We start from the raw sequence: 23,809 nt of genomic DNA, 5'->3' as shown, positions 1-23,809 counted from the left end.
TGGAGACAGCATGGGCAACACGCAAGCAAGCCGCTGCGACGACACCTCCGCGCGCGCGGGAGAAGCGTTACGCATCGACGGGAGCCGGTTGTGGGACTCGTTGATGCGTCTGGCCGAGATCGGCGCGACGCCCAAAGGGGGCGTCTGTCGCCTCGCGCTGACCGAACTGGATCGGCAGGGCCGGGATTTCTTCGTGCGGGAAGCCAAGGCGGCAGGGTGCACGGTGCGCATTGACGCCATCGGCAACATCTTTGCGCGCAGGGCAGGGCGCAACGACAGCCTGCCACCTGTCATGACGGGCAGCCACATCGATACGCAGCCGACTGGCGGCAAGTTTGACGGGAACTATGGCGTGCTCGCCGGCATTGAAGTCCTCCGAACCCTCAATGATCATGGGATTGTCACGCACGCGCCGCTGGAGGTGGTCGTCTGGACGAACGAAGAGGGCTCGCGCTTTGTGCCCGTCATGATGGGGTCTGGCGCGTACATCGGCGAGTTCGAGCTTGCGGGCCTGCTTGCGCAGACCGATCGGGATGGCATCTTGGTGGGAGAGGCACTCAAGGCCATCGGGTATGAAGGTTCGGCACCCCTGGGTGAGGGTAAGCCCCGTGCGTACTTCGAGGCCCATATTGAACAAGGGCCGGTGCTCGAAGCAAACGAGACCACCATCGGCGTGGTTACCGGCGCGCTTGGGCAACGATGGTACGACGTCACGGTAACGGGGATGGAGGCCCACGCGGGGCCGACACCTATGGCGCTTCGCAAGGATGCGCTGCTTGCTGCCGCAGAGCTTGTAGGCATTGTCAACCGTATTGCGCTGGACCATCCGCCACATGGACGTGGCACCGTGGGCTGCCTGAGCGTTCACCCCGATTCGCGCAATGTCATCCCTGGGCGTGTCAGCATGACGGTGGATCTCCGGGCCTCGGACGACGGGCGCCTGTCCGCCATGCACGATGACTTCTTGACCCGGACCCAGGAATTGGCGACACGCCATGGCGTTTCCATCGACGTCCGGCAGGTCGTCTACTTTCCGCCACAACCGTTCGATACTGACCTGGTCCATGCGGTGCGTACGGGGGCTGCGGCACTGGGTCTATCGGAGATGGACGTGATCAGTGGCGCGGGTCATGACGCGGTCTATCTCGCGCGTGTTGCACCGACTGCGATGATCTTCGTGCCATGCAAGGACGGCATCAGCCATAACGAAATCGAGGACGCGAAGCCCCAGCATCTGGAAGCGGGAGCCAACGTGCTGCTGCACGCCATGCTCGATGTCGCAAACCAGCCATCGTCGACCTCACGTCGATAAGCCGAGGAACCCATGAAGATTCTGATTGCCAGGCTGAACCACGAAACGAACACGTTTTCACCGGTAGCCACGCCGCTGGAGTCCTTCCATCCGCGCTACGGGACCGAAGGTTACAGGGCTGCGAAAGGAACCCGCACCGCAGCCGGCGCGTTCATTGAACTTGCCGAGGCAGCGGGCGCGGAGATCGTGGTACCGGTCATTGCCGGTGCAAATCCCAGCGGACGCGTGGCGGCTGCGGCCTATACGCACTTGACGGATGCCATCGTCGCGGCAGCACCAGGCTGCGACGCGGTCATGCTGGATCTCCACGGCGCAATGGTGGCTGAGAACAGCGATGACGGCGAGGGTGAGTTGCTCGCGCGTCTGCGCCAGGTCTTGCCCGACGCGCCGCTTGCCGTGGCGCTGGATCTCCACGGCAATATCACCCAATCGCTGATCGATCACGCAGACATCGCAGTCAGCTTCAAGACATATCCCCACGTCGATATGTACGAAACGGGGGAGCATGCCGGCCGCCTGCTCCTGGACATGGTGGCAAGACGGATACGCCCGGTCATGGCGTGGCGTCGGCCGCCGCTCATCACGCATACCCTGAGGAGTCGAACCGACGAAGGGGCCATGGAGCGGGCAGTATCCCGGGCGAAGGAAGCCGAGCGGGACGGCATGTTGGCGGTCTCCGTGCTGGCCGGCTTTGGCCTGGCCGACATTCCGGCACCGTGCCTGAGCGTGATCGTGGTCGGCAACGGCGATCAGAAAGCGGCGGAGGCCGTAGCCGATCGCATCGCCGCGCAGATCTGGGAAGATCGGGCGGACTTTTCGTATGAGTCCGATCCGCTCGCCGTATCCGTCGCCACGGCTGCCCAGGCTGCCAATGCGACTGCAGAACATCGTCCCGTACTGCTGCTGGATCACGGCGACAATTGCATGTCGGGCGGAACGTGCGACAACATGGCGGTCCTTCATGAAGCCTTGGCTCAAGGCCTGGAGGACATTGCGGTTGGGCCCGTGTGTGATCCCGAAGCCGTGGCAGAACTCATCGCAGCGGGCGTTGGAACGAACGTCACGCTCAAGGTGGGCGACAAGGTGGCAATGCCCCAACTCAACCTGTTCCCGCAATCCAGAACGCTTTCCGGCACTGTTGCCGCAATCAGCGACGGCGAGTACGTCATCTCGGGCCCCACCTATACGGGCCAGAGGATCCGCATGGGGCGTACTGCCTTGCTCGATACAGGAGCGGCGAAAGTCGTCATCACCGAAACGCCCCAGGAGCATTGGGATCTTGGCATCTTTACGAATGTCGGGATCGACCCGCTCGCAGCCCGATTTCTGCTGCTGAAGTCGCGTATGTACTGCCGACCGGTCTTCGTCCCTATCGCCAAGGCAGTTGTGGAGTGCGATGGCGAAGGCGTGACCAGTTCCCGCTACGAGAGATTCCCGTTCCGCAACGTATCCCGGCCCGTGTTTCCGTTGGACAAGGATGCGGCATGGCCAGCCCAGGACGATTCCACCGCGTGACGGGGCGGTAATCGTCCCGTCCGTCGGGCACTCTGTGCTCCTGGACGCCCCGACCAGCCTCGATGCCTATCATCCCCATGTTCTTGTTGCATAACCGGCAGTATCGTGGTGAGCGTAATACTCTCTTTGCATGACACCCACGCCGAGGATGTCAGCTCCATACACTACGCATGTTGCTGAGGGAGACAAGTCATGGCCGACACACCGTTTCGTATCGAACACGACCTCATTGGGGATAGAAAAGTGCCGTCGGATGCCTACTATGGCGTCCACACCCTTCGTGCGGTTGAAAATTTTCCTATCACCGGAACGCCCATTTCCATCTACCCAGAGTTAATCAAGGCGCTCGCGGCAATCAAGCAGGCGGCGGCCCTTGCCAACCACGAGTTGGGACTCCTGGATGACCCACGATGCAATGCCATCGTCGATGCCTGCAAGGAAATCATCGCTGGTCATTTGCATGACCAATTCGTTGTGGACGTGATTCAAGGCGGTGCGGGCACCTCGACAAACATGAATGCCAACGAGGTGATCGCCAATCGCGCCTTGGAACTGCTGGGCCACAATAAGGGCGAATACGCTCATCTTCATCCGAACGAGCACGTCAACATTGGCCAGAGCACCAACGATGTCTATCCGAGTGCGCTGAAGGTGGCGACCTGGTTTGGTATCGCCGGACTGATTGAGGCGATGGCCACGCTGCGCAGCGCATTCGAGGCCAAGGCGACAGAGTTTGCGCACATTATCAAGATGGGGCGTACCCAACTGCAGGACGCCGTGCCGATGACGCTGGGCCAGGAGTTCAGCACGTACGCGGTGATGTTAGGTGAGGATGAGCAGCGCTTGCGTGAGGCGTCAATGCTTATCTGCGAGATCAACCTGGGTGCCACCGCGATCGGCACCGGCATCACCGCGCACCCGTCATACGCACCGTTGGTATTGCAGCGGCTCCGGGACATTACGCACATCCCTTTGCAGACGGCCCCAAATCTAATTGAAGCAACGCAGGACTGCGGCGCCTTCGTGCAACTGTCCGGGGTGCTCAAGCGTGTAGCGGTGAAGCTATCGAAGACTTGTAACGACCTGCGGCTGCTGTCGAGCGGGCCACGGGCAGGGCTCAACGAAATTAACCTGCCCCCGATGCAGGCTGGATCCAGCATCATGCCTGGAAAGGTAAACCCGGTCATTCCAGAGGTCGTCAATCAGATCGCCTTCGAGGTGATTGGCAACGACGTCACCGTGACCTTCGCGGCAGAGGCAGGTCAACTACAACTCAATGCGTTCGAGCCGATTATTGCCCACAGCCTCTTCAAGAGCGTAAGTCACCTCCGGAATGGTTGCTTGACGCTTGCTGAGCGTTGCGTCAAGGGGATTACCGCCAACGAAGAAAGGCTTCGCGCGATCGTGGAAAATTCCATCGGTATCGTGACAGCGCTGAACCCATACATCGGATACGCCAATGCGACCGCCGTTGCGCAGGAAGCCCATGCCACGGGCGGTAGCGTCTATGAAATCGTGCTGCAAAAGGGCTTGTTATCGAAGGAGGAGTTGGACCGAATCCTTCGACCTGAAACACTGACGCAGCCGGTACCACTCGGAAATAAGGATCCGTCGCGCTGAACGGTCGCCGGCGCCGGAGTGCATGACGGCGCAGGCCTTTCATTAGGATGAGAATCAAACGCGCTTTGCCGCGCGTGCTTGCCTTTGCGGACTATTTTCTCGGCCTGGGGAAGATCCTCAATATGGAGGAAGGGCATTGGAGGCACCCGGATGTGTTTGTCCGGGGACAGCCTGCCCTGTAGGGAGTAACATCCGAAAGCAAGACATAGCTGTACCGCTACGGCGGCCGGTTGAACGAGCGCATTGGGGAACCCCTTTATGTCCGACACACGGAGATCGTGCACTGGCCGCGCGTTGTTTCGCGGTATGGTGACTGGCTTGGCCGTTGGCCTGCTTGCCACGGCGATGGCGGGATGCGAAGGCGTTCCCCGGGACACCACCGCGACGCCGCCTCCGCCGCGTGAGTCATTCACTCGCGGCGACGAAGTCTATCCTGCGCCCAACACGGTACGCGACGAGCGGCCAGCCGCGCGCACGCCGTAGTCGTCCATATGCACATCAGGCGATAGTCGCCCCCAATACCTCACCCAGCCAGTCGCCGAATTTACGCACGCGTGCCGGAACGTTGCGGCGATGGGGGTAAAGCAGGTTGATTGGCATCGGCGCAGGCGGATATTGTTTCATCACTTCGACGAGCAAGCCGGAGCGCAGATCGGGCGTGGCAGTCGCCATGGGGATTTGCGCAACCCCGAAACCAGCCCGACATGCGGCGCTGTACGCGGCGCTGTTGTTGACCGTCATCCGATGCTTCATGGTCGCGCTGACAACTTTGACACCATCCCAGTATTCGAAGCCAACCGGCGTACTCGATGGGTTGGGCATGTAGTTGACGAGCCAGTGGTCGTCGAGATCGGCGAGGCTTTCGGGCGTTCCATGGGCTTGCACGTATTCGCGGCTGGCGACGTTGACGAGGGGCAATCGCCCAAGTGGCCGGCACGCCAGGGTTTCGTCCACCACGCTGCCTGCGCGCACCACGCAGTCGAACCCGTCGGCAACCACATCGACCCGCCGGTCAGTGCTCGACACCTCGATCTGCAATTCGGGATGGTGCTCCATAAACTTCGGCAATGTCGCCATGACCACGCCGGTTGCCATGCCCAGGGGCATGTCCACACGCAGCAGCCCCTGCAACGGCTGGTTGTGAGTGCTGAACAGCTGGGCCAGCTCCTCAAAGTCGCCCAACAGCCGCTCGGTGCGTCCTAGCAGTTCCTCTCCCTCCCGTGTCAGCACCACGCGCCGCGTTGTCCGCTGGAGCAGTCGGGCGCCGAGTTGCTGTTCGAGGCGAAGGATCGAGGTGGATACGGTGGACCGGGGCACCTGGAGCCGCAGCGCGGCCTGTGTGAAGCTGGCTAACTGGGCGACCAGCACGAACACTCGCAGGTCGGAGGTGGAGGGAAGGGCAGTCTGCATGGTATTGGTCGAAAAAATCGACCAGATATGTCGATAATTGACGATTTATCTGAGCTTATTCGACCAGTAGAGTAGCTGGACCCGACCGATTTTCCAACTATCCCGGAGCCAGACATGAACGCATCGTCCTCTACCAACCAACGCATCGCCCTGATCACCGGTGCCAGTCGCGGCCTCGGCAAGTCGGCCGCCCTGCACCTGGCCGCCAACGGCTGGGATGTGGTCATTACCTACGCGGAACGTGTCGACGCCGCTCGCGAGACAGTCGAAGCGGTACGGCAAGCTGGCCGCAAGGCCGTCGCCCTGCAACTCGATACCGGCAGGAGCGATACCTTTCGGGCGTTCGCCCAGACCTTGCAGGCCACGCTGGCACGCGAATTCGAGTGTGATCGATTCCATGCTCTGGTCAACAATGCCGGCAATGGCTCGAACGTACCTTTCATGGAGACGACTGAGGCGGAGTTCGACAACCTGATGAACATCCATCTGAAGGGCGTGTTCTTCCTGACCCAGGCGCTGGTCCCGTTGCTCGCCGATGGCGGGCGGATCCTCAATGTCTCCAGCGGACTGGCTCGCTTCTGCGCGCCGGGCAAGGCGACTTACGCGACGATGAAGGGGGGCGTTGAAGTGTTGTCACGATACATGGCAAGCGAACTGGCCCCACGTGGCATCAGGGTGAACACCCTCGCTCCCGGGGCCATCGCAACCGACTTCGGAAACGGCGCGGTGCGCGACAATCCGCAGGTCAATGCGGCAGTGGCAGGCGTCACCGCGCTGGGCCGCGTTGGCCAGCCCGACGATATTGGCGGCGCCGTGGTTGCACTGCTGTCGCCGGATATGGGTTGGATGACCGGTGAACGGGTAGAGGTATCGGGCGGCATGCACCTCTGATCGACCGCCGCTTCGTCGGCTTTATTGGGGCGTTCTGCCGAGGTGATGGTGGTCTGTTTCGTACGCAGACTACAGCGCGCGGAATCAGCGCGCGCTGTAGTAGGCAGACCGGAGCCGTCGCAAAGGGTTGCGCCGTTCGCTACTGTTGCTATATGATTCATATACGTTTCGTATATGAACAAAGCATGGGTATCGTAAACATCGATGACGAGCTGCACGATCAGCTTCGCAAAGCGAGCGGCGTTACGTGCCGGTCTATCAACGCTCAGGCAGCGTTCTGGATGAAGATTGGCATGCTCTGCGAAATGAATCCTACGCAGAGCTTCAATGAAATTGTCTCGCGCGAGCTGAAGGCCGCAGGTGTTGCCACCGAGGGTTTGAGGGTGGCTTCGAAGTGATAAAGCAGCCCGAGGAGATTGCCCTGATGGCCGAATCAGGCCGGCTGCTTGCGGATGTGTTTGCCTGCCTGGATCGGCTGAATCTGATTGGCATGTCGACCATGCAGGTCAACGACCTCGTCGATCGCTTTATTGTGGAGGAGCTCCACGCTCGTCCGGCTAGCAAGGGCCAGTACGGCTATGCCTACGCCCTCAATGCGTCCCGCAATAACGTGGTCTGCCACGGCGTTCCATCCACGACCGACGTGCTGCAGGACGGGGACATCGTGAACTTCGATATTACGCTGGAGAAGAATGGCTATATCGCAGATTCCAGCAAGACCTACCTTGTAGGCGATGTCTCGCCGCTGGCCCGGCAGCTTGTCCGGGTAACGTATGAAGCGATGTGGAAGGGCATCAAGGCGGTTCGTCCAGGCGCAAGACTGGGTGATATCGGACATGCCATCGAGCGACATGCTCGGCGCCATGGATACGCTGTCGTACGCGAATACTGCGGACACGGCATTGGTCGAGAAATGCACGAGGCCCCGGAGGTCCTGCATTGGGGGCGGCCGAACACCGGCTTGGCGTTGCGAGAGGGCATGGTGTTCACCATCGAGCCGATGGTCAACCAGGGGCGGCACGCGGTCCATACCGAAGACGATGGCTGGACCGTCGTCACACGTGATGGAAGACTGTCTGCCCAGTTCGAACACACCGTGGCGGTGACGCGAAACGGCGTTCGCGTCTTGACGCTCCGCGCAGACGAGAAGACGCCAAGCTGATGCACGGACAAGAGCGCACTCCTCGGGGCAAATACACATTCGTTCGATGGCCCGCCGGTGGCACGGTCCGCACGTAAACGCTTTGCGGGATTCGGTCCGGGGTGGGCGGCGTTCGCGCGATTGAGCATCACCGCAGCAGAAAGCAGGAGGAGACATGCTACACAGCGCAGCGGCATCGACCTTGGTCCTGGTGGACTTTCAGCAGCGCCTGATGCCAAGCATTTTTGGCGGTGACCGGGTGGTGGCGGAAGCCTTGCGGCTGGCTCGTATTGCTCGGTTACTCCAGGTGCCAACTATCGGCACCGAGCAGAACCCAGAAGGCCTGGGCGAAAGCCTCCCCGAGATCAGGCAACTCTGCGCACGGACGCTTGCCAAGCATCACTTTGATGGTTGCGAAGACGGACTGGCCGATGCCTTGGCGGAGGACCGGCGAACAGTCATCGTCGCAGGTTGCGAAGCGCATGTTTGCGTTCTGCAAACCGCAATGGGACTGCTGAGTCGCGGTCTCGCCCTCACCATCGTCGTCGATGCCATAGGTTCCCGCACGGAACGGAATCTGAATACGGCAATGGAGCGACTTGCCAAAGCCGGCGCGACACTCGCCACCGTGGAGATGATTGCGTTCGAATGGATGAGAAGCAGCAGCCATCCGCAGTTCCGGGACGTCCTCAAGCTAATTCGATAGAACCACCTCTAATGATGCGGGAGCGGTCGTTGTTCCGTTGGTCGCATGAGAGTTGATCGACTAGCATGGGGATACACCCACTCGCCGATCCCACGGACGGGAGGTCGCTTGTGATGGTTACGATGCGTCAGGAGGTAAAGGGTATGTTGGCCACAAGGATTGAGATGTGCGACCACGACGGCGACGGCGTGCTGACCATCCGGGACGACGGCGCCTCGTTTTCAGGTGTCGCCCTCGAGCTTTCGAATCTTTTCGGTGAAGACATAGTCGCTGATCTGGACAAGCAGCAGTTGCTCAGTTGGTGTGAGACGGTCGCTGCTCATCTACGCAAGCAGGGCGTTGAGCCCACGCACAGTGGAACGGAAGGCTACGTCCACAAAACGCCCCTGAGCCGGCCGAAAGAGGACCCCGGCGTCGAAGCGCTTGTGCAGACGGCGGCAACCTGACGCTTCGTCAGGTCCAGGCCGGTGCATGGTGATTCGTAGCCAGCATGCTCATTTTCTAGGCAGCCCGAAGGCCTGGGTGCCTGAAGCGGCAGGAAAGCCAGATTACGCGATGTTATCCACAGAAACTGTGGATATCCCAGTGTTCCGTGTGCGTGTGCGAAGACGTCAGGTTATGGGGACGATTGAAGACAGGGTGCGCGATTCCCTGAAACAGGGATCCGAGCCATCCTCGCCAAAAAGAGCCGTGATAGTGCGCCTGCAGACCCGCACAGGCTCATGACTCAACAGCACGCTTCAGCCCATGCGTCATGTAAGTCCGCCCTGGTCGGCATGGTCTGGTCGTGGGCGGTGGAACTTGCCCCGCGCGGGATGATGACCGCGTAACACCACCGCCGTCCGCTCACGTGGCGTCGACTTGCATCAACGCGCTGACATGGGCCACTGTGCTCGTGGCCAAGGCGTCCAGGCTATAGCCCCCTTCCAGGATCGAAACAATGCGGCCGTCGCACGTCTGGTCGGCAATCTGCATCAGTTCCCTGGTGATCCAATGGAAGTCGCTGTCCTCCAGGTTCATGCCAGCAAGGGGATCCAGGCGGTGCGCGTCGAATCCAGCGGAAACAATCAGGATTTCGGGGGCGAACGCCCTTAGCGCGGGAAGTACAAGGTCAGAAATCGCAGCACGGAACTGCGCCGAGTCGCAGCCGCGTGGCAATGGAACGTTGACGATATTGTGGTTCACCCCAGTCTCGGCCCGGGCTCCCGTACCGGGATAGAAAGGTGACTGGTGGCTGGACGCGTAGAACAGCTCCGGACGGTCGAAGAATGCTGCCTGGGTGCCATTGCCGTGATGCACATCGAAATCGACCACCGCGACGCGTTCGAGTTTGTGCACCTCATAGGCATAGGCTGCAGCGATCGCCGCCTGGTTGAAAATGCAAAAGCCCATCGCCTTCGCAGGTTCGGCGTGATGGCCGCACGGCCGCGTCGCGCAGAACACGTTGCGCGCCTGGCCATCCATCACCGCATCGACACCCGCACAAGCCGCGCCGACGCAGCGCATGACGGCTTCCCACGAGCCCGGCGACATGACCGTATCGCCAGCGTCCAGCGGCACGTAGCCATGGGTGGGGGCGCTTTGCTCGATCTCGTCGATGTAGTACCCATCGTGAATCAATTGCAACTGCTCGACGGTGCCCATTGGCGCATCGCGCCATTCCAGCGAAGCGAAGTCCGGCGTTCGCAACGCCTGCACGACGGCTTTCAGGCGTTCAGGGGACTCGGGGTGGTGGGGGCCGGGGCGGTGTTCGAGGCACGCGGCATGGGTATAAACAATCGTAGTTGTCATATTCGGCTGTACTCGGTTTCAACCGGCGACTTTCCCTACATCGCATCTCGGTGCGTACGTGGTCGTCACGATAGCCCCGTCTGATATGTAATATATCAGAAGAAAGTCCGCTCGGTTGGGGCCTTGTTTGCAGCCTCTGCCAGCGTTGTGCCAGCATCGGCGCCGCCAACTACAAATGTCTCTGGTGTTCCTGCATTGACGTTGCGCGGCCGCCAACAGCATGGGCAGCCACGCAATCGATCCTTACCGTGGATTGCCGGGAAGCGTGCTCAATGCGCACCGAGTTCACGACGGGCGCGACGCGAATAGTAGGCAAAGGTTGCCTCGAACCGCTTTTGCGTGCTCACCCAGCGCTGTGCTTCACGGCCCAGTTCCGGGGAAATCGGCTGAATCTCGCCGGCGGCCATCGCCAGTAGCTGAAGTCGGGCAGCCCGCTCGAACATCACGCCCAGCACACAGGCTTCTTCCACCGAAGCCCCGGCAACCAGCAGGCCGTGGTGCGAGAGCAGGATCGCCTTCTTGTCGCCAAGCGCCGAGGAGATGATCTCTCCCTCCTCATTGCCCACCGGAATGCCAGGCCATTTTTCGAGGAAAGCCGTCTGATCGTAGAGCACGCACGTGTCCATGTGCGAGATGGTCAGCGGCACTTCCAGCATCGCCAGCGCGGAGGCATGGGGCGCGTGGGAATGCACGATGCAGTTCAAGTCCGGGCGGGCGCGGTAGAGCCACGAATGGAAGCGGTTGGCGGGGTTGGGCATGCCGCTGCCGGACAGCACTTCAAGGTCTTCGTTCACGAGCAGCAGGTTGTCCGACGTGATTTCGTCAAAACCCAGGCCAAGGCGCTGGGTGTAGTACGTGCCAGGCGCTTCGGCCCGCGCCGTGATTTGGCCCGAGAGGCCGGAGTCGTGGCCAAAAGCGAACAGGATCCGGCAGGTTTCCGCGACCGCTTCGCGCAGCGGCATCTTGTCAGCCCGGAGTTCGGTCTGCATCTTCTGGAGCGAGGCGGAAACGATCTCGTCCTTGCTCAGTTGCATAGTGTCAGCCATGGTGTGTCCTTCTGGGATGTGCTGGAGAGTGTTGGGGATGGGTGTGTGTTTTATTTTGCGCGATCGCCTGCGCCAAGCAACGCGGACCATCGTTGATTTTCTTCCGCGATCAGGGTGCGGAATTGTTCAGGTGTAGACCCGAGCGGCTCCGTGCCTTGCGCCACCAAAGTTGCCTTGAATTTCGGATTCGCCATTGCCGTGGCTACCGCGGTATTGAGCTTTTTCACGATGGCCGGATCGAGCCCTGCTGGGCCGATGAGGCCGGCGACCGAGCCTGACACCACGGTCGGGAAACCCAGTTCGGCCGTCGACGGCACCTGGGGCGCGGTAGACAGCCGCCGCGGGTTTGCCACGGCCAAGGCGCGAAGCTTGCCTGAGGTCACGAACGGCATGACCTGAGGCGTCGCCTCGAAGGTCATGTTTACCTGCCCCGCGACGACATTGGTAACCGACTCCGCGCCGCTCTTGAATGGCACATGGAGGAATTCGACCTTTGCCACGTCCTGCAGCACGCGCATCCCCTGATAGGGCGAACTACCGACGCCTGCGGTGCCGACGCTGACGGCGTCCGGCTTGCGCTGGGCCAGCTTGACCAGATCGGGGAGGGTCTTTGCCGGAACGTCCGCATTCACCACCACCAGATGCGGTGTCGAACCCACCAGCGAGATGTAGGTGAAGTCTTTTGCGCTGTCGAAGTTGACCTTGACGTCGGTATGCGGGTTGACGGCCAGGATGCCGACGGTCGTGAACATCAGCGTGTAGCCGTCCGGCCGGGCACGCCGCACAAAGTCCGCCGCAATATTCCCGCCCGCACCGGGACGGTTCTCCACGACGATCGATTGACCGAGTTGCTCGGAAAGCGCCTTGCCCGTGGCGCGGGCCACGAGGTCGGTGATGCCGCCCGCGCCAAACGGGACGACCAGGGTGATGGCTTTGTCTGGATACTCTGCCGCGTGAGCGACAAGGGGAAGGCTTGACAACAGTGCAGCAGATAGAGCGACCACGGACAGGTCGCGACAGCGGGGGCGGCAGGGACTCACTTGCATTCTCCTTGGGGGCGTTTTTTGAAGCAGGGATGGAAACAAGTGTGTCTAGCATGACACCAAAGTGTCATGTGTGCAACCAAGTTGTCGGGGGCGCGTACGGGCCGTACAATCGCGGGCCATGGAAGCGCCTGTCCAGGCGCATGAAACTTGCGGTTCTGGGGATGACGAAAAAGCAAGAAGTGAGCGCGGAGCCTGCGGCAACCGGCATCGCCGAGCGGCTGGCAGAACTGAGGAAGCTGAACGGCCTGACACTTGAGGAATTGGCGCAGCGCGCGTCGCTGACCAAGAGCTATCTATCCAAGCTGGAACGCGGGCTGTCGTCGCCGACCATCGGCACCGTGCTCAAGCTCGCTGAAGCGCTCTCGGTAACGGTCGATCAATTGATCTCCAAGGCATCGCGGGCCAACGAGATCCTGCTCGTGAAAGCGGGCGACCGGATTCCGTTCAGTCCATCGGCCGAGCGGCAGGGCTACACCTATGAGGCGATAGCGACGGAACGGCCGGACAAGGCCATGCAGCCGTTCATCATGCTGCCGCCATTCGCACTGGCCGAAGACCAGCCGATGGCCAGCCATGCCGGCGAAGAGCTGATCTTCGTGGTATCCGGGCAGATGGAAGTGCTGTTTGACGATCGCACCGTGCGGATGAGCGCCGGCGACTCGCTCTACTTCAATGCGTCCATTCCGCACAGATCGCGCTCGGTGGGAAAGGTCCAGGCGCAGGCGCTCGTCGTCGTCAGCGATCGCAAGAAGACCTGATTCCGCTGGTGTTGCAGCTGCGAAGCGGGTCGCGTGACGAGGCGTCAATTCTGAGCGCCCCTGTCGTGAGGGATACCCCGCCTCAAAGGAAAAGCCCCGCAAAATGCGGGGCCTGCAAGGGATGACTCGGTGCCTGCCGCCTGGCAGACCGCGGATCTTATTGCCGGGGCAAGCCGTAGAACCTGCCGACGACATCTGCGGGCGCGCCGGAACGCAATACCTGATCGGCGTATTGCCTGGCTGACCGGACGCGTGCAAATCCATCGACAAAGACCGCAACGAGGTTGGCATCGAAATGCGTGCCGCTGCCTTGCTCCAGGATCCCGCATGCCGCTTCTTCGGTCATGCCCGGGTGATAGCACCGGTCCTCGGTCATGGCGTCAAAGGCATCGGCAATCGCCACCACACGCACCGCCAACGGCAGCTCGCCACCGGCCAGGCCTTGTGGATACCCCATGCCGTCATATCGCTCGTGATGGCAGCGCGCCATCAATGCCGCGAACTGCAGAAGCTCGTCGGTGCTTCCCGCAAGGATGTCCGCGCCGATGCTGGAGTGTCGCTCCATTTCCGTCCGTTCCTGGGGGTCCAGACGGCCAGGCTTCAGGAGGACCGAATCGGCAATCGCCAATTTGCCGATGTCGTGGACCGGCGTGGCTAGGCGGATTATCTCCTGCTCTTGCGGGTCCAATCCGGCCAGCCCGGCCAGGCATTCGGCCACCAGCGCCGTGCGGATGACATGGGATACGGCGCCGTCGTAGCGCACCGCACTGGCCGTGGCAAGACTTGCCAACGTGAGTACTGCATTGCTGCTCATATTGCTGCGGGGGCGAAAAGGAGGGCATTTTGCCATTGCCCCCGCATGCGGTCGATGCATTCCGCAGGTAGCGGAGCCCAGCGAGTGCGTCAAACGGAGACGTGCTCCAGGGGCGCCACATCGGCACCCTGGATGCCATGCCGCACCAACGCCTGTGCAACAAGCCCCTGGCTTTTCGCGGACTCGACGAAGTCTGCAAGAAACCGGGCGGCGTGTTCACCGCGTGACTTGGGGGTACCCATGGCCTGGCGGATGACCATGAATCGTTCGTCCAGTAGTCGATATCCGGGGATGCCGGCGATATCCGCTTCCAATTGCTGCTTGACACCGGCTGCGACGTCGAATTGCTCGTCAAGAAACATCTTGACGACGGTGGGCGAGGTGGGCGCCCGCACGATCGCCGCTTGCTGCAACTCGCGCGAGAGATACAGATCGTAGGCACTGCCTTTGCCGACAACGACGCTGGTACCGGCCTGATCCACATCGGCATTGGTGCGAACGGGAGAATCCTCGCGCACCAGGTAATAGCCTTCAATCAGGACGTACGGTGCCGTGAATGCGATGGCGGCGCCGCGCTTGGGATCGATGGCAAAGAAGCCAACGTCCGCTTGCTCGTTGGTCACGACGTCGACAGATTTGCCGGCGGCATCGACCACGACGAGTTCGAGATCGACACCCAGGCGTTCAGCCAGTGCATTCGCCAGATCTACCGAGACGCCGCCTGCGCTGCCATCGGCTTTCCGGTGAGCCAGAATCGGGTTGCCGAGGTTGATCGACGCGCGCAGCACGCCCGTCGGCGCGAATGCATCCAGAATGGCTTTGTCTACAGTCATGGGCTTGTTTATCGCTTCCTAAGGTTCAAGAATTTCTGTGATCTTCGCCAGTGCAGCCAGCGTATGGCCGAGATGTTCGCGCAAGGCCCGGGAGGCCTCACCATTGCGCCCGGCTTCGAGCAGTTCGATGATGTGAAGGTGCTGTTTCGCGTGTTCCTCGTAACGAACGCGATCTTTCATGGAGCGATAGGACAGCAGTCGCCGGACGCGGTTGACGCGGCGAATGGCGTCGATAAAGAACGGATTGCCGGAAGCTTCTACCAGGGACTCATGGAACCGGACGCCACGGTCGTGCAGCTGATCGGCGGTGTCGGTCTCGATGCCGCCCTCAAGCAAATGAATCTCGGCTGCGCGCAGACGTTCAATGACGGCGGCGTCAAGCCGGTACCCAGGCTCCATCAATGCGGCAGGCTCCAGGGCGAGCCGCATGCGATACGATTGCAGCAGCGAGTCAGGCGTGGTCAGCATGGTGGAAAACGACCAGCCATAACCTGGCTTTCGCTCGCCCCAACCCTCCTGCGTAATCCGCGTGAGCACCGCGCTGAGCTGGGTGCTCGTCAATTCGTACCGGAGCTTGATCGCCTGCTCCGACACTTCGGTGGGCAATTCGCCCTTGAGCAGGTCGTCCGCGATCTGGAAATAGGCGGCGCTTACGGCGTCCGGCTTCGTGATGCCGAGCTGGGCGGCCAGGTCCGATGCGGGGGCGGTCAGCGACTGCGCCAGGAAAAACCCGCGATTCTTCTCGCGCGTCAGGATCCCTTTCTCATGGAGCAAAGCCAACGCGTCGTTGACCGGTGTCCGGGATACGCGCAGCTTGTCCGCCAGCATCTGGGCGCGCATATGCGCGCCGACCGGCATCTTTTCGGCTTGAATCAGTTCGACGATCTGCGTCGCGATGGATCTGTCGTGGTTCATGGTCTGGCGCCGGCCAACGCGCACTGCAAACGCGGACGAGGCTTATGCCGTCGGGGCGTCCGTATCAAGCTGGGCCAGCGTCTTCTGGAGAATCGATGGAATGACGCCTCCGCGTTGCAGCAATTCGACCTCAAGGCGGGTCTCTACAGCCGCAGTGGCTTCAAATGCTTCCACGGTCCCATCCCGGCGGACGATACGCACCGGCACCTTGCCCCGAGGCCTGAGTGCCTGCGCATTCGCGCCCACATGGATCCTGTCGCCTTGCTGGATCGCCAGGGTCTGGGGATTGACGCCGGCGGGCAGACGCAGCGGCAGAATGCCCATGCCGATCAGGTTGGAACGGTGGATTCTCTCGAAGCTTACCGCAATCACCGAACGGATCCCGAGCAGGCGCTGCCCCTTGGCCGCCCAGTCCCGGGACGAGCCGGTGCCATAGCGCTCGCCGGCAATCAGGACAACAGACTCGCCTTCGGCGTGGTAGCGCTGGGCCACTTCGAAGATCGGCGCCACCTCGCCACTCGGGACGTGCACGGTATTGGCCGTCGGCGCGCCAGGCTTGAGCAGGTTCACGAGCGTCTTGTTATAGAAGGCCGCGCGGATCATGACCTCCCAGTTGCCGCGCCGCGAAGCGAACACGTTCAGGTCGTTACGGTTGTCGCCGCGACTGACCAGGAAGTCGGCCACGAAGCTGTCTTTCGGGATGGCGCTTGCCGGGGAGATGTGGTCGGTTGTCACGTCATCGCCAAGCACCAGCAAGGGCCACGCTTCGTATTCGCCCAGTTGCGAGCCCTGATCCAGCGCGGCAAATGGCGGGCGTCGCAACGCTGTCGAGGCTGGATTCCAGGGGTAGCGCGCGGCATTGGGAGAGGGAAGGGCCGCCCACACGGGATTCTTTGATGCTATCGCGAAGGCCCGACGATAGTCTTCCGGGTTGGCGCCTGCCGCGAGCGACTCGGCGATTTCTTCACGGGTCGGCCACAAATCCTTGAGGTAAACGTCCGATCCATCGGGTGCGGTCTGCACCGGCTGCGTGCCGAGGTCGCGTTCGGCGTCGCCAGCGAGGGCAAACGCCACCACGAGTGGCGGCGACATGATGAAGCCCAGATTCAGGTCCGGATGAATGCGGCCAGGAAAATTGCGATTGCCAGAGAGCATGGCGACCGGCCATGCCGTTCCTTGCGAGATGGCCTCGCGAATCGCCGGGGTCAGCGGCCCCGAGTTGCCAATGCAAGTGGTGCACCCGAAGCCGACAATGTCGAAGCCGACCGCCGACAGGTCATCGAGCAATCCACTGCGCTGCAGGTAGTCGGCCGCTGCAGGCGATCCCGGAGCCAGCGACGTCTTGATCCACGGTGCGACGGTGAGTCCGCGTGCCCGGGCCTTTCGGGCGACCAGGCCAGCCGCCACCAGGAGCGCGGGATCGGACGTGTTGGTGCAACTCGTGATCGCAGCGATCCCAACTGGATAGCGTGGCATGTCCGGGTGTGGTGCATCGGTCGTGACTGGAAACTCCGCCAGCGCCTTGGCCGTGTCCGTATAGGACAGCAGGTCTTGCGGCCGACGTGGACCGGCGATATGCATGCCGATGTTGGCGAGGTCGATCTCGATCGTGTGCGTGTAGCGAGGCGTGGCCTCCGGGTCGAACCACAAGCCAGCTTTCTGGGCGTACGCGCGGGTCAGCTCGATGGCGGCAGGCGAGCGTCCTGTCGATGCCAGGTAGATGAGCGTTTGCGCATCAATGGGAAAGTAGCCGGTGGTGGCGCCGTACTCGGGCGCCATGTTGGCCACCACCGACCGGTCGCCGGCGGTCAAGGTCGAGACCCCGGGACCAAAAAACTCAACGAATTCCCCCGAGACACCGATTGCCCGAAGCCGTTGGGTGACCGTCAGGGCGAGGTCCGTAGCCAGTACGCCAGGCTGTAGCGCGTGGGTCAGTCGCACGCCGATGACATCGGGAATGCGCTGCATCACCGGCATGCCGAACATCACGGTTTGCGCTTCCAGGCCGCCAACGCCCCACCCGAGCACCCCGATGCCGTTGATCATCGGCGTATGGCTGTCCGTGCCGATCAGCGTGTCGGGTACCGCCCATACCTGGCCGTCCCGCTCCTGCGTCGTGACCACGGTAGCGAGCTGCTCCAGGTTGATCGTATGCATGATGCCGGTGCCCGGAGGGTGAATCCGCACCCCTTGCAAGGCCTTCGACGCCCAGCGCAGGAAGCTGTAGCGCTCCGCATTGCGCTGGCTTTCGATCTTCAGGTTTTCGATCGCGGCCTCTGGCCGTGCAAACGCTTCCACCGCCAGCGAGTGATCAACCGATGAGTCGACGGGCAATACCGGATTGAGCAACGTCGGGTCCGCGCCGGCTTCCGCGAGCGCGTCGCGCATGGCCGCAATGTCCACCAGGGCGGGGGTGCTGGTCGTGTCGTGCATCAACACGCGGCCCGGCTGGAATGCAATTTCCGATTCGCTGCTGCCTGTCTCCAGCCACGCGACGATGCCCTGGATGGCCTCCGAGCGCTCTTCGCCCGCCATGTTCCGGGTCACGTTTTCCAGCAGCAGCCGCAAGACGACGGGCAGGCGCGCCAGCGTATCGCCCAGCATGCCAGGCAGGTCGACATAGCGGTAAGAGCCGTTAGCGGCACTTAACTGGCCTTCGGCGGGGGTGTAGGTGTTTTCCATAGGCTTTACTTTGCATGTGTTTACGTCAAAATGCAATCAAGTGGAAACCCCAATCATCCACAGATAACGAGGAGACATCTCTGTGAACGCATCCCCTGAGCGTGCCGATCCGGCACTCAATGTCCAACGCCGCCGTCTTCTCGGCGGGGCCGTTGTCATGTCTGCGGTATCGGCGGTTGGATGGCCCGTATCGACGGCAGTCGCCGCAGGCATCGGGGGCAAGACATCCCTGAAAGGAAAGAAGATGTACGCATACGTAGGCTCGAGAACCACCCGTGAACGCAACGCCCGAGGTGACGGCATCAGCGTGTTCCGTGTGGACACCGAAACGGGCGCGCTGGAACTCACCCAGCTTGTGAAAGACCTTGTCAATCCTTCGTTCCTGGCGCTGAGCGCGAACGGGGAGCGCCTGTACACGGTACATGGCGACTTGAGCGATATCAGCGCCTTCGCTGTGGACAAAACCAGCGGGAAACTGGAATTCATCAATCGCCAGGGCACGCAGGGCAAGAACCCGGTGCACCTGGCCATCGACCCGACCGGCAAGTTCATCGTCGTGTCGAACCATATCGGCGCCAGCCTGGCGGTGCTGCCGTTGCAAGCCGACGGATCCCTGGGAGAACTGACGCAACTGGTCAAGCTCGATGGCCCGATTGGTCCGCATCGCGTGGAGCAGAAGCAGGCCAAGCCCCACTTCAACCCGTTTGACCCGAGTGGTCAGTTCGTGGTGGTGCCGGACAAGGGGCTGGACCGTACATTCACGTTCCGCTTTGCCGGCGGCAAGCTGACGCCGGCCGAGCCTGCTTTCGTCGAGTCGCGCGAAACCGCCGGCCCGCGCCATATCGTCTTTCATCCGAACGGGAAGTTCGGCTACGTCGTCAACGAACTGGATTCGACGGTGACCACGTATGCCTACGATGCGGGAACCGGCGCGTTGAAGCCGCTGCAGATTGTTTCAAGCCTGCCCGACACCTTTACGGGCAACAGCCGGGCTTCGGAGATCGAAGTGGATCGCACGGGTCGCTTTGTCTATGCGTCGAACCGCGGCTACGACAGTATCGCCGTGTTCCAGATCGACCCTGCTACGGGCCACCTGCGCCTTGTCGAGGCGGCGCCATCGCAAGGCAAGACACCGCGCTTCTTTGCGTCGGCGCCCAACGGCCGACACATGTATGTGTTGAACGAGGATAGCGATTCGATCGTCGCGATGCACATCGATCAAGCTACCGGGCGCCTCAAGCCCACCGGCTTCAGCGTGCAATCGGGCAGCCCCGTCTGCATGGTCTTCTCCGCCTGATCGGCACTCACCGGTAGCGCACGCCATGCAGCAAACCAACGCCCGCCCCGAAGTCGACGAACGCGCCACGGTCAGAAAGATCACCTGGCGCATCATCCCGTTTGTCTTTGTCCTCTACATCATTTCGTATCTGGATCGCGCCAATATCGGTTACGCGGCCCTCCAGATGAACAAGGAACTGGCGCTGTCCAGCGAAGCCTTTGGCTTTGTCTCGGGCATCTTCTTTATCGGCTATTTTCTGTTCGAGGTGCCCAGCAACGTGATGCTGAACCGCTTCGGCGCGCGGCGGTGGATCGCGAGAATCCTGGCGTCGTGGGGTGCCATCGCCGTGGTCAGCGCATTCGTGCAGAACGCGCAGCAACTTTACGTGCTGCGCTTTCTCCTGGGCGTGGCCGAGGCGGGTTTCTTTCCCGGCATCATCGTCTACCTGACTTACTGGTTCCGGGCAAAGGAGCTGGCAACAACCGTGGCGATGTTCACGGCGGCGATCCCGGTGTCGTACATCATCGGTGCACCGCTTAGCACCTGGATCATGGATAACGTGCATTGGCTTGCGTGGAGCGGATGGCGCTGGATGCTGTTGCTCGAAGGCGCCCCGGCCGTGATCGGTGGCGCGCTCTGCTACCTGTACCTGACCGATCGTCCTGCCGATGCCCGCTGGCTGACGGCCGATGAGAAGCAATGGCTGACGGACGAACTGGAGCGCGACCGCAAGGCGCGTCCGCAGGCAGTGCACCTGAGCACGCTCAAGGTCATGCAGAGCCCCAAGGTGCTGTACCTGGCGTTCATCTACTTTGTCTACCAGTGCGGCAGCCTGGGGGTCGGCTACTGGATGCCGCAGATCATTGCCGGGTTCTCTTCCTCGCTCACGCATACACAGGTGGGCGTGATCGCGATGGCGCCGTACCTGTTTGCCACGGTGATGATGATCCTATGGTCGCGCAGTTCCGATCGCCGCAATGAACGCCGGCTTCACTCGGCGCTGCCCCTGGCCGTGGCGGCCGTCTCGCTGGTTGGTGCGGGCATGGTCGGCAATCCCTATGCCGCCATTGCGTTGATCAGCCTGAGCCTGGCGGGCCTCTACGCGTTCAAGTCTCCGTTCTGGGCATTGCCCACGCTGTTCCTGAGTCGCTCGACAGCGGCCGTCTCGATCGCCGTGATCAATTCGATCGGAAACCTCGGGGGATTCGCCGGACCGTTTGCGATTGGCTACATCAAGGGCCAGACGCATAGTGCCTCGACAGGCCTGTTGTTCCTCGCGGGTTTGCTCGTGATCTCGTTCCTCATGACCTTCTTCATCCGTATCACCGAGCACCGCGAAGAAGACCTTGCGCCGGCGCCTATTCGTCACCGTACGAGCCACCGCCAATAGTCACCCCGTCAAGCCCGGCAGCAGGAAGCCGAGGTGGATTCCAGAAGGCGCGCTGGCCAGGCACGAATGGCTGAAGCACTGCTGCGCTTTATCGCCGCCCGGTCGACTTGCGTCGGATCCATTCCGCAAACGCCTCATCTTCAATGCGGTAGTCGCCAATCCCAAGGCGGGTGACCGCATTGGCTGCCTGCAGGCGACGAAGCGCCTGCGCGACGGTATTCTTGGTCGCGGTCTTCTCAAGCAGTTCAGAAAGCCTGGCCAGGCCGGCGACGCCGTGGAGATCCGATTCGCCTCGGGCGATCAGCGTAATGATTGCCTGATCGGCGGGAATAAGCGTAGACCACTGCTTGAGAAAGTGCTCGTCGGAGAATACCGAAGCTTTGGTGTGCGCCAACGCGCTGGCTTCACCCTGCACCTGATAGAGCATGTACCGCTCGACGAACCGCTTGAAGAACTCGGGCGTATGGTGCAGTTCGGAAAACGCGTGCTTGCCTTGCTGCAACGTGAGCGTCTTCCGGGCCATGGTGTTCAGGAGCTTGACGGTGAACGCGACAAATTCGTCCCCCAGCAGAGGAAAAGGCTCGAGCGCCGCCCAGTTGTAGAACGGCTCCGAAGCGCGTGCAAACATCTCGCGTAGCGTTGTCTCGGAACTGCCGGCAAAGATCACCTTGATGCGTTCCTTGCGGATGTCCAGGGCAGCGCGCAACGCGTGTGCAAAGTCCGCATGGCTGGCGCTTGCGAGGACTTGCGCTTCGTCGATGACCAGTAGCAGCGGGCGCTTCTGCTTGTCCAGCTGTTTCAGGACTTCGCGGAGCGCCATCGAACGGTCGGAGGGGGCGGCGAGGTCGGCTTCCAGGGATCCTTCCGCGCCCCCTGGCAGCTTTGCGCCGACCTTGACCTTGCGAACGGGCTTTGCCAGCCTGGCCACGATGGCCTTCACGCCCTGCGGCTCCAAAGCCTCCGCCAGCGCTGCAACCAGGGCGGCGTCCGGTGACGAACGGTTATCCCAGAGATTCGTATAGGCGACGAGATAACCGCGTTCCACCGCGGCGGGCAACAAGTCGCGGCGCAGGAACTCGGTTTTTCCCATCCGACGTCGCGCAAACAGACCGCGGGCCGACGAGAGCTTCAGATCGAAAGCCTGAAGATAGGTGTGGGCGAGATCCGGACGGGGAAAGTGCCAGGGATCCGAATCCGCGGTTTCATGAGGTTTCATCGAAAATGAAAGGTTTCACGAGTGATGAAACCGGATGATACCGCATTGGGAGGCAGTTGCCGAGCCACTCAGGATCGCGATTCGCGCATGCCGCTCACGGCGGCCTGGTGTGCGACACTTGCGCAACAAGATAGTCCAGTTGCAAATGAGCGCCACCACCGTCGACATCCTCATCTACCCCGGCTTCAAAGCGATCGAAGCGGTGGGTGCCATCAACGTCTTCGATTACGCGAACACAAGGTTGCGGCAGTTGAACCGGCCCGCCTTCTACGACCTGCGGCTGGTTGCCGCGAGGGCGGAGGCGGTTCAGTCGGATACCCTCATCTCGTTGCAACCTGACAAGACGCTCAGTCCGCTCGCGATACCTGACGTGGCGGTAGTCGTGGGTTCCCGCGACATCCTGGGCGCACTGGAGTCGGCAGCGCCGATCGTGGAGTGGTTCCGGGATTGTGGCCGTCGCGCCAGAAAGGTCGTGGGTCTGTGCTCGGCGAGCTTCTTTCTGGCAGAAGCCGGGTTGCTGAGCGGCCGGCGCGCCGCGACCCATTGGAGTGTGGCGGAGCTGATGCAGCAGCGCTATCCGGACATCGAGGTCGATGCGGATGCAATTTTTGTCAGGGATGGTGATATATGGACGTCGGCAGGTGTCACCGCTGTCTTCGACCTGATGCTAGCAATGGTGGAGGACGACTTGGGGCGCGACATCGCCCTTGCAGTGGCGCGTGACCTGGTCGTCTACCTTAAGCGTCCTGGCGGCCAATCCCAGTTCAGCTCGCATTTACAGAGTCAAATGACGAGCAATCCCACGATCCGTCAGATTCAGGCATATATCAACGACGCCCCGGATGCGGATTTGTCCATCGCAGCCCTGGCTGAGCGCGCGGCAATGAGCTTGAGGAATTTTTCTCGCGTATTCCAGCGTGAGGTGGGCCAGTCGCCGTCGGACTATGTGGAGCAATGCCGGATCGCCGCCGCCAGACGCGTGCTGGAAGAGACCGGTTTCCCCCTCAAGCGGGTGGCGGCCCAATGTGGTTTCGCTTCGGAGGTTACGCTTCGCCGCGCGTTTCAAAGGCGGTTCGGCATATCTCCGAGTGCCTATCGGGAGCGTTTCGCGGGCACCGGCGTACAAAACGGTACCGAAGCCTGACGCGCTGTGCCCGACGCCGGCGGTAGCCAGTCGTCGGGCAGCCTGTGAACGAATAGGCCGTCTCAGTACAGGACCACGGAGCGGATCGACTCGCCGCGCTTCATCAGGTCGAAGCCCTCGTTGATGCGGTCGAGCGGCAGCGTGTGGGTGATCAGGTCGTCGATGTTGAGCTTGCCTTCCATGTACCAGTCGACGATCTTGGGCACGTCGGTGCGGCCGCGTGCGCCGCCGAATGCCGAACCCTTCCACTCGCGGCCTGTCACCAGCTGGAACGGACGCGTCGAGATCTCCGCGCCGGCC

At 61.7% G+C, this 23,809-nt stretch carries 21 protein-coding genes and 1 pseudogene; 12 read left to right on the top strand and 10 right to left on the bottom strand.

Translation table 11 applies throughout. The features are described 5' to 3' along the window. The first annotated feature begins 10 nt into the window (after positions 1-10). From A9J21_RS06735 to aspA, 3 genes are all read left to right on the top strand, one after another. Positions 11-1,312 (top strand): Zn-dependent hydrolase, encoded by a 1,302-nt coding sequence (locus tag A9J21_RS06735; protein WP_066733160.1) that lies wholly within the window; start codon positions 11-13, stop codon positions 1,310-1,312. Between the two features lie 12 nt (positions 1,313-1,324). Beyond that, positions 1,325-2,827: a M81 family metallopeptidase gene (locus A9J21_RS06730; RefSeq protein ID WP_066733158.1), complete on the top strand. Its 1,503-nt coding sequence runs from the start codon at positions 1,325-1,327 to the stop codon at positions 2,825-2,827. A 192-nt stretch (positions 2,828-3,019) separates the two neighbouring features. Beyond that, positions 3,020-4,447: an aspartate ammonia-lyase gene (gene aspA / locus A9J21_RS06725; protein ID WP_066733157.1), complete on the top strand. Its 1,428-nt coding sequence runs from the start codon at positions 3,020-3,022 to the stop codon at positions 4,445-4,447. A 498-nt stretch (positions 4,448-4,945) separates the two neighbouring features. Here the strand turns inward: aspA and A9J21_RS06720 are convergent, their stop codons facing one another. After that, positions 4,946-5,857, bottom strand: coding sequence for a LysR family transcriptional regulator (locus tag A9J21_RS06720; RefSeq protein ID WP_066733156.1), 912 nt, complete (start codon positions 5,855-5,857; stop codon positions 4,946-4,948). A gap of 114 nt (positions 5,858-5,971) precedes the next feature. Between A9J21_RS06720 and A9J21_RS06715 the strand changes: the two genes are divergently transcribed. The 5 genes from A9J21_RS06715 to A9J21_RS06695 all read left to right on the top strand — a co-directional run bounded on the left by A9J21_RS06715 (position 5,972) and on the right by A9J21_RS06695 (position 9,041). Next, a complete protein-coding gene (locus tag A9J21_RS06715) occupies positions 5,972-6,748 on the top strand; it encodes an SDR family NAD(P)-dependent oxidoreductase (RefSeq protein WP_066733155.1) in 777 nt (258 codons plus the stop codon). 185 nt (positions 6,749-6,933) lie between these two features. Continuing rightward, positions 6,934-7,146, top strand: coding sequence for a ParD-like family protein (locus tag A9J21_RS06710; protein ID WP_066733152.1), 213 nt, complete (start codon positions 6,934-6,936; stop codon positions 7,144-7,146). Next, the gene (gene map / locus A9J21_RS06705) at positions 7,143-7,910 is read left to right on the top strand and encodes a type I methionyl aminopeptidase (protein WP_066733150.1); all 768 of its coding nucleotides are present in this window, start codon (positions 7,143-7,145) and stop codon (positions 7,908-7,910) included. Before A9J21_RS06710 ends, map begins: the two co-directional genes overlap by 4 nt. Before the next feature lie 154 nt (positions 7,911-8,064). Beyond that, positions 8,065-8,595 carry an isochorismatase family protein gene (locus A9J21_RS06700; protein WP_066733147.1) on the top strand — a complete coding sequence of 177 codons (531 nt, stop codon included), beginning with the start codon at positions 8,065-8,067 and terminating at the stop codon, positions 8,593-8,595. Positions 8,596-8,660: 65 nt separating this feature from the next. Further along, positions 8,661-9,041 (top strand): hypothetical protein, encoded by a 381-nt coding sequence (locus tag A9J21_RS06695; protein ID WP_066733145.1) that lies wholly within the window; start codon positions 8,661-8,663, stop codon positions 9,039-9,041. 400 nt (positions 9,042-9,441) lie between these two features. Here the strand turns inward: A9J21_RS06695 and A9J21_RS06690 are convergent, their stop codons facing one another. The 3 genes from A9J21_RS06690 to A9J21_RS06680 all read right to left on the bottom strand — a co-directional run bounded on the left by A9J21_RS06690 (position 9,442) and on the right by A9J21_RS06680 (position 12,436). Continuing rightward, a complete protein-coding gene (locus A9J21_RS06690) occupies positions 9,442-10,386 on the bottom strand; it encodes a histone deacetylase family protein (RefSeq protein WP_066733141.1) in 945 nt (314 codons plus the stop codon). A gap of 269 nt (positions 10,387-10,655) precedes the next feature. Continuing rightward, positions 10,656-11,432 carry an aldolase gene (locus tag A9J21_RS06685; RefSeq protein WP_066733139.1) on the bottom strand — a complete coding sequence of 259 codons (777 nt, stop codon included), beginning with the start codon at positions 11,430-11,432 and terminating at the stop codon, positions 10,656-10,658. Between the two features lie 50 nt (positions 11,433-11,482). Continuing rightward, a complete protein-coding gene (locus tag A9J21_RS06680; RefSeq protein ID WP_231906837.1) occupies positions 11,483-12,436 on the bottom strand; it encodes a tripartite tricarboxylate transporter substrate binding protein in 954 nt (317 codons plus the stop codon). A gap of 182 nt (positions 12,437-12,618) precedes the next feature. On the opposite strand from A9J21_RS06680, the gene A9J21_RS06675 reads away from it, so the two are divergent. Beyond that, the gene (locus A9J21_RS06675) at positions 12,619-13,236 is read left to right on the top strand and encodes a helix-turn-helix domain-containing protein (protein WP_231906836.1); all 618 of its coding nucleotides are present in this window, start codon (positions 12,619-12,621) and stop codon (positions 13,234-13,236) included. A gap of 157 nt (positions 13,237-13,393) precedes the next feature. Here A9J21_RS06675 and A9J21_RS06670 read toward each other — a convergent pair whose 3' ends face one another. Genes A9J21_RS06670 through acnA form a run of 4 tightly spaced genes read right to left on the bottom strand, consistent with a single transcriptional unit; the run spans position 13,394 to position 18,480 of the window. After that, positions 13,394-14,086, bottom strand: coding sequence for an HD-GYP domain-containing protein (locus tag A9J21_RS06670; protein WP_231906835.1), 693 nt, complete (start codon positions 14,084-14,086; stop codon positions 13,394-13,396). Positions 14,087-14,139: 53 nt separating this feature from the next. After that, positions 14,140-14,883 carry an ABC transporter substrate-binding protein gene (locus tag A9J21_RS06665; RefSeq protein ID WP_066733131.1) on the bottom strand — a complete coding sequence of 248 codons (744 nt, stop codon included), beginning with the start codon at positions 14,881-14,883 and terminating at the stop codon, positions 14,140-14,142. 18 nt (positions 14,884-14,901) lie between these two features. Then, positions 14,902-15,798 (bottom strand): GntR family transcriptional regulator, encoded by an 897-nt coding sequence (locus A9J21_RS06660; RefSeq protein WP_066733130.1) that lies wholly within the window; start codon positions 15,796-15,798, stop codon positions 14,902-14,904. Between the two features lie 42 nt (positions 15,799-15,840). Continuing rightward, a complete protein-coding gene (gene acnA / locus A9J21_RS06655) occupies positions 15,841-18,480 on the bottom strand; it encodes an aconitate hydratase AcnA (protein WP_066733129.1) in 2,640 nt (879 codons plus the stop codon). 244 nt (positions 18,481-18,724) lie between these two features. On the opposite strand from acnA, the gene A9J21_RS06650 reads away from it, so the two are divergent. Both A9J21_RS06650 and A9J21_RS06645 read left to right on the top strand, forming a co-directional pair. After that, entirely contained in the window at positions 18,725-19,777 is a 1,053-nt protein-coding gene (locus tag A9J21_RS06650; protein ID WP_066733128.1) for a lactonase family protein, read from the top strand. Between the two features lie 25 nt (positions 19,778-19,802). Beyond that, positions 19,803-21,149: an MFS transporter gene (locus A9J21_RS06645; protein ID WP_066733127.1), complete on the top strand. Its 1,347-nt coding sequence runs from the start codon at positions 19,803-19,805 to the stop codon at positions 21,147-21,149. A gap of 88 nt (positions 21,150-21,237) precedes the next feature. On the opposite strand, the gene A9J21_RS06640 is transcribed toward A9J21_RS06645, so the two are convergent. Further along, the gene (locus tag A9J21_RS06640) at positions 21,238-22,365 is read right to left on the bottom strand and encodes an ATP-binding protein (protein WP_066733126.1); all 1,128 of its coding nucleotides are present in this window, start codon (positions 22,363-22,365) and stop codon (positions 21,238-21,240) included. Between the two features lie 145 nt (positions 22,366-22,510). Between A9J21_RS06640 and A9J21_RS06635 the strand changes: the two genes are divergently transcribed. Next, entirely contained in the window at positions 22,511-23,509 is a 999-nt protein-coding gene (locus A9J21_RS06635) for a GlxA family transcriptional regulator (protein ID WP_066733238.1), read from the top strand. Between the two features lie 62 nt (positions 23,510-23,571). Here the strand turns inward: A9J21_RS06635 and A9J21_RS06630 are convergent. Further along, a pseudogene (locus A9J21_RS06630) lies at positions 23,572-23,809 on the bottom strand (S-(hydroxymethyl)glutathione dehydrogenase); the annotation flags it as partial.

This window comes from Cupriavidus sp. D384 (assembly GCF_001652915.1).
Taxonomy (GTDB): Bacteria; Pseudomonadota; Gammaproteobacteria; order Burkholderiales; family Burkholderiaceae; genus Cupriavidus.
Note: the sequence above shows the minus strand (reverse complement) of the source record. Positions and strands in the feature narration are given on the sequence as shown.

What these genes read in the sequence shown, in the direction of transcription:
- A9J21_RS06735 (WP_066733160.1), top strand. Translation starts at nt 11, where the DNA reads ATGGGCAACACGCAAGCAAGCCGCTGCGACGACACCTCCGCGCGCGCG.
- A9J21_RS06730 (WP_066733158.1), top strand. Translation starts at nt 1,325, where the DNA reads ATGAAGATTCTGATTGCCAGGCTGAACCACGAAACGAACACGTTTTCA.
- aspA (WP_066733157.1), top strand. Translation starts at nt 3,020, where the DNA reads ATGGCCGACACACCGTTTCGTATCGAACACGACCTCATTGGGGATAGA.
- A9J21_RS06720 (WP_066733156.1), bottom strand. Translation starts at nt 5,857, where the DNA reads ATGCAGACTGCCCTTCCCTCCACCTCCGACCTGCGAGTGTTCGTGCTG.
- A9J21_RS06715 (WP_066733155.1), top strand. Translation starts at nt 5,972, where the DNA reads ATGAACGCATCGTCCTCTACCAACCAACGCATCGCCCTGATCACCGGT.
- A9J21_RS06710 (WP_066733152.1), top strand. Translation starts at nt 6,934, where the DNA reads ATGGGTATCGTAAACATCGATGACGAGCTGCACGATCAGCTTCGCAAA.
- A9J21_RS06700 (WP_066733147.1), top strand. Translation starts at nt 8,065, where the DNA reads ATGCTACACAGCGCAGCGGCATCGACCTTGGTCCTGGTGGACTTTCAG.
- A9J21_RS06695 (WP_066733145.1), top strand. Translation starts at nt 8,661, where the DNA reads ATGGGGATACACCCACTCGCCGATCCCACGGACGGGAGGTCGCTTGTG.
- A9J21_RS06690 (WP_066733141.1), bottom strand. Translation starts at nt 10,386, where the DNA reads ATGACAACTACGATTGTTTATACCCATGCCGCGTGCCTCGAACACCGC.
- A9J21_RS06685 (WP_066733139.1), bottom strand. Translation starts at nt 11,432, where the DNA reads ATGGCTGACACTATGCAACTGAGCAAGGACGAGATCGTTTCCGCCTCG.
- A9J21_RS06675 (WP_231906836.1), top strand. Translation starts at nt 12,619, where the DNA reads ATGAAACTTGCGGTTCTGGGGATGACGAAAAAGCAAGAAGTGAGCGCG.
- A9J21_RS06670 (WP_231906835.1), bottom strand. Translation starts at nt 14,086, where the DNA reads ATGGCAAAATGCCCTCCTTTTCGCCCCCGCAGCAATATGAGCAGCAAT.
- A9J21_RS06665 (WP_066733131.1), bottom strand. Translation starts at nt 14,883, where the DNA reads ATGACTGTAGACAAAGCCATTCTGGATGCATTCGCGCCGACGGGCGTG.
- A9J21_RS06660 (WP_066733130.1), bottom strand. Translation starts at nt 15,798, where the DNA reads ATGAACCACGACAGATCCATCGCGACGCAGATCGTCGAACTGATTCAA.
- acnA (WP_066733129.1), bottom strand. Translation starts at nt 18,480, where the DNA reads ATGGAAAACACCTACACCCCCGCCGAAGGCCAGTTAAGTGCCGCTAAC.
- A9J21_RS06650 (WP_066733128.1), top strand. Translation starts at nt 18,725, where the DNA reads ATGTACGCATACGTAGGCTCGAGAACCACCCGTGAACGCAACGCCCGA.
- A9J21_RS06645 (WP_066733127.1), top strand. Translation starts at nt 19,803, where the DNA reads ATGCAGCAAACCAACGCCCGCCCCGAAGTCGACGAACGCGCCACGGTC.
- A9J21_RS06640 (WP_066733126.1), bottom strand. Translation starts at nt 22,365, where the DNA reads ATGAAACCTCATGAAACCGCGGATTCGGATCCCTGGCACTTTCCCCGT.
- A9J21_RS06635 (WP_066733238.1), top strand. Translation starts at nt 22,511, where the DNA reads ATGAGCGCCACCACCGTCGACATCCTCATCTACCCCGGCTTCAAAGCG.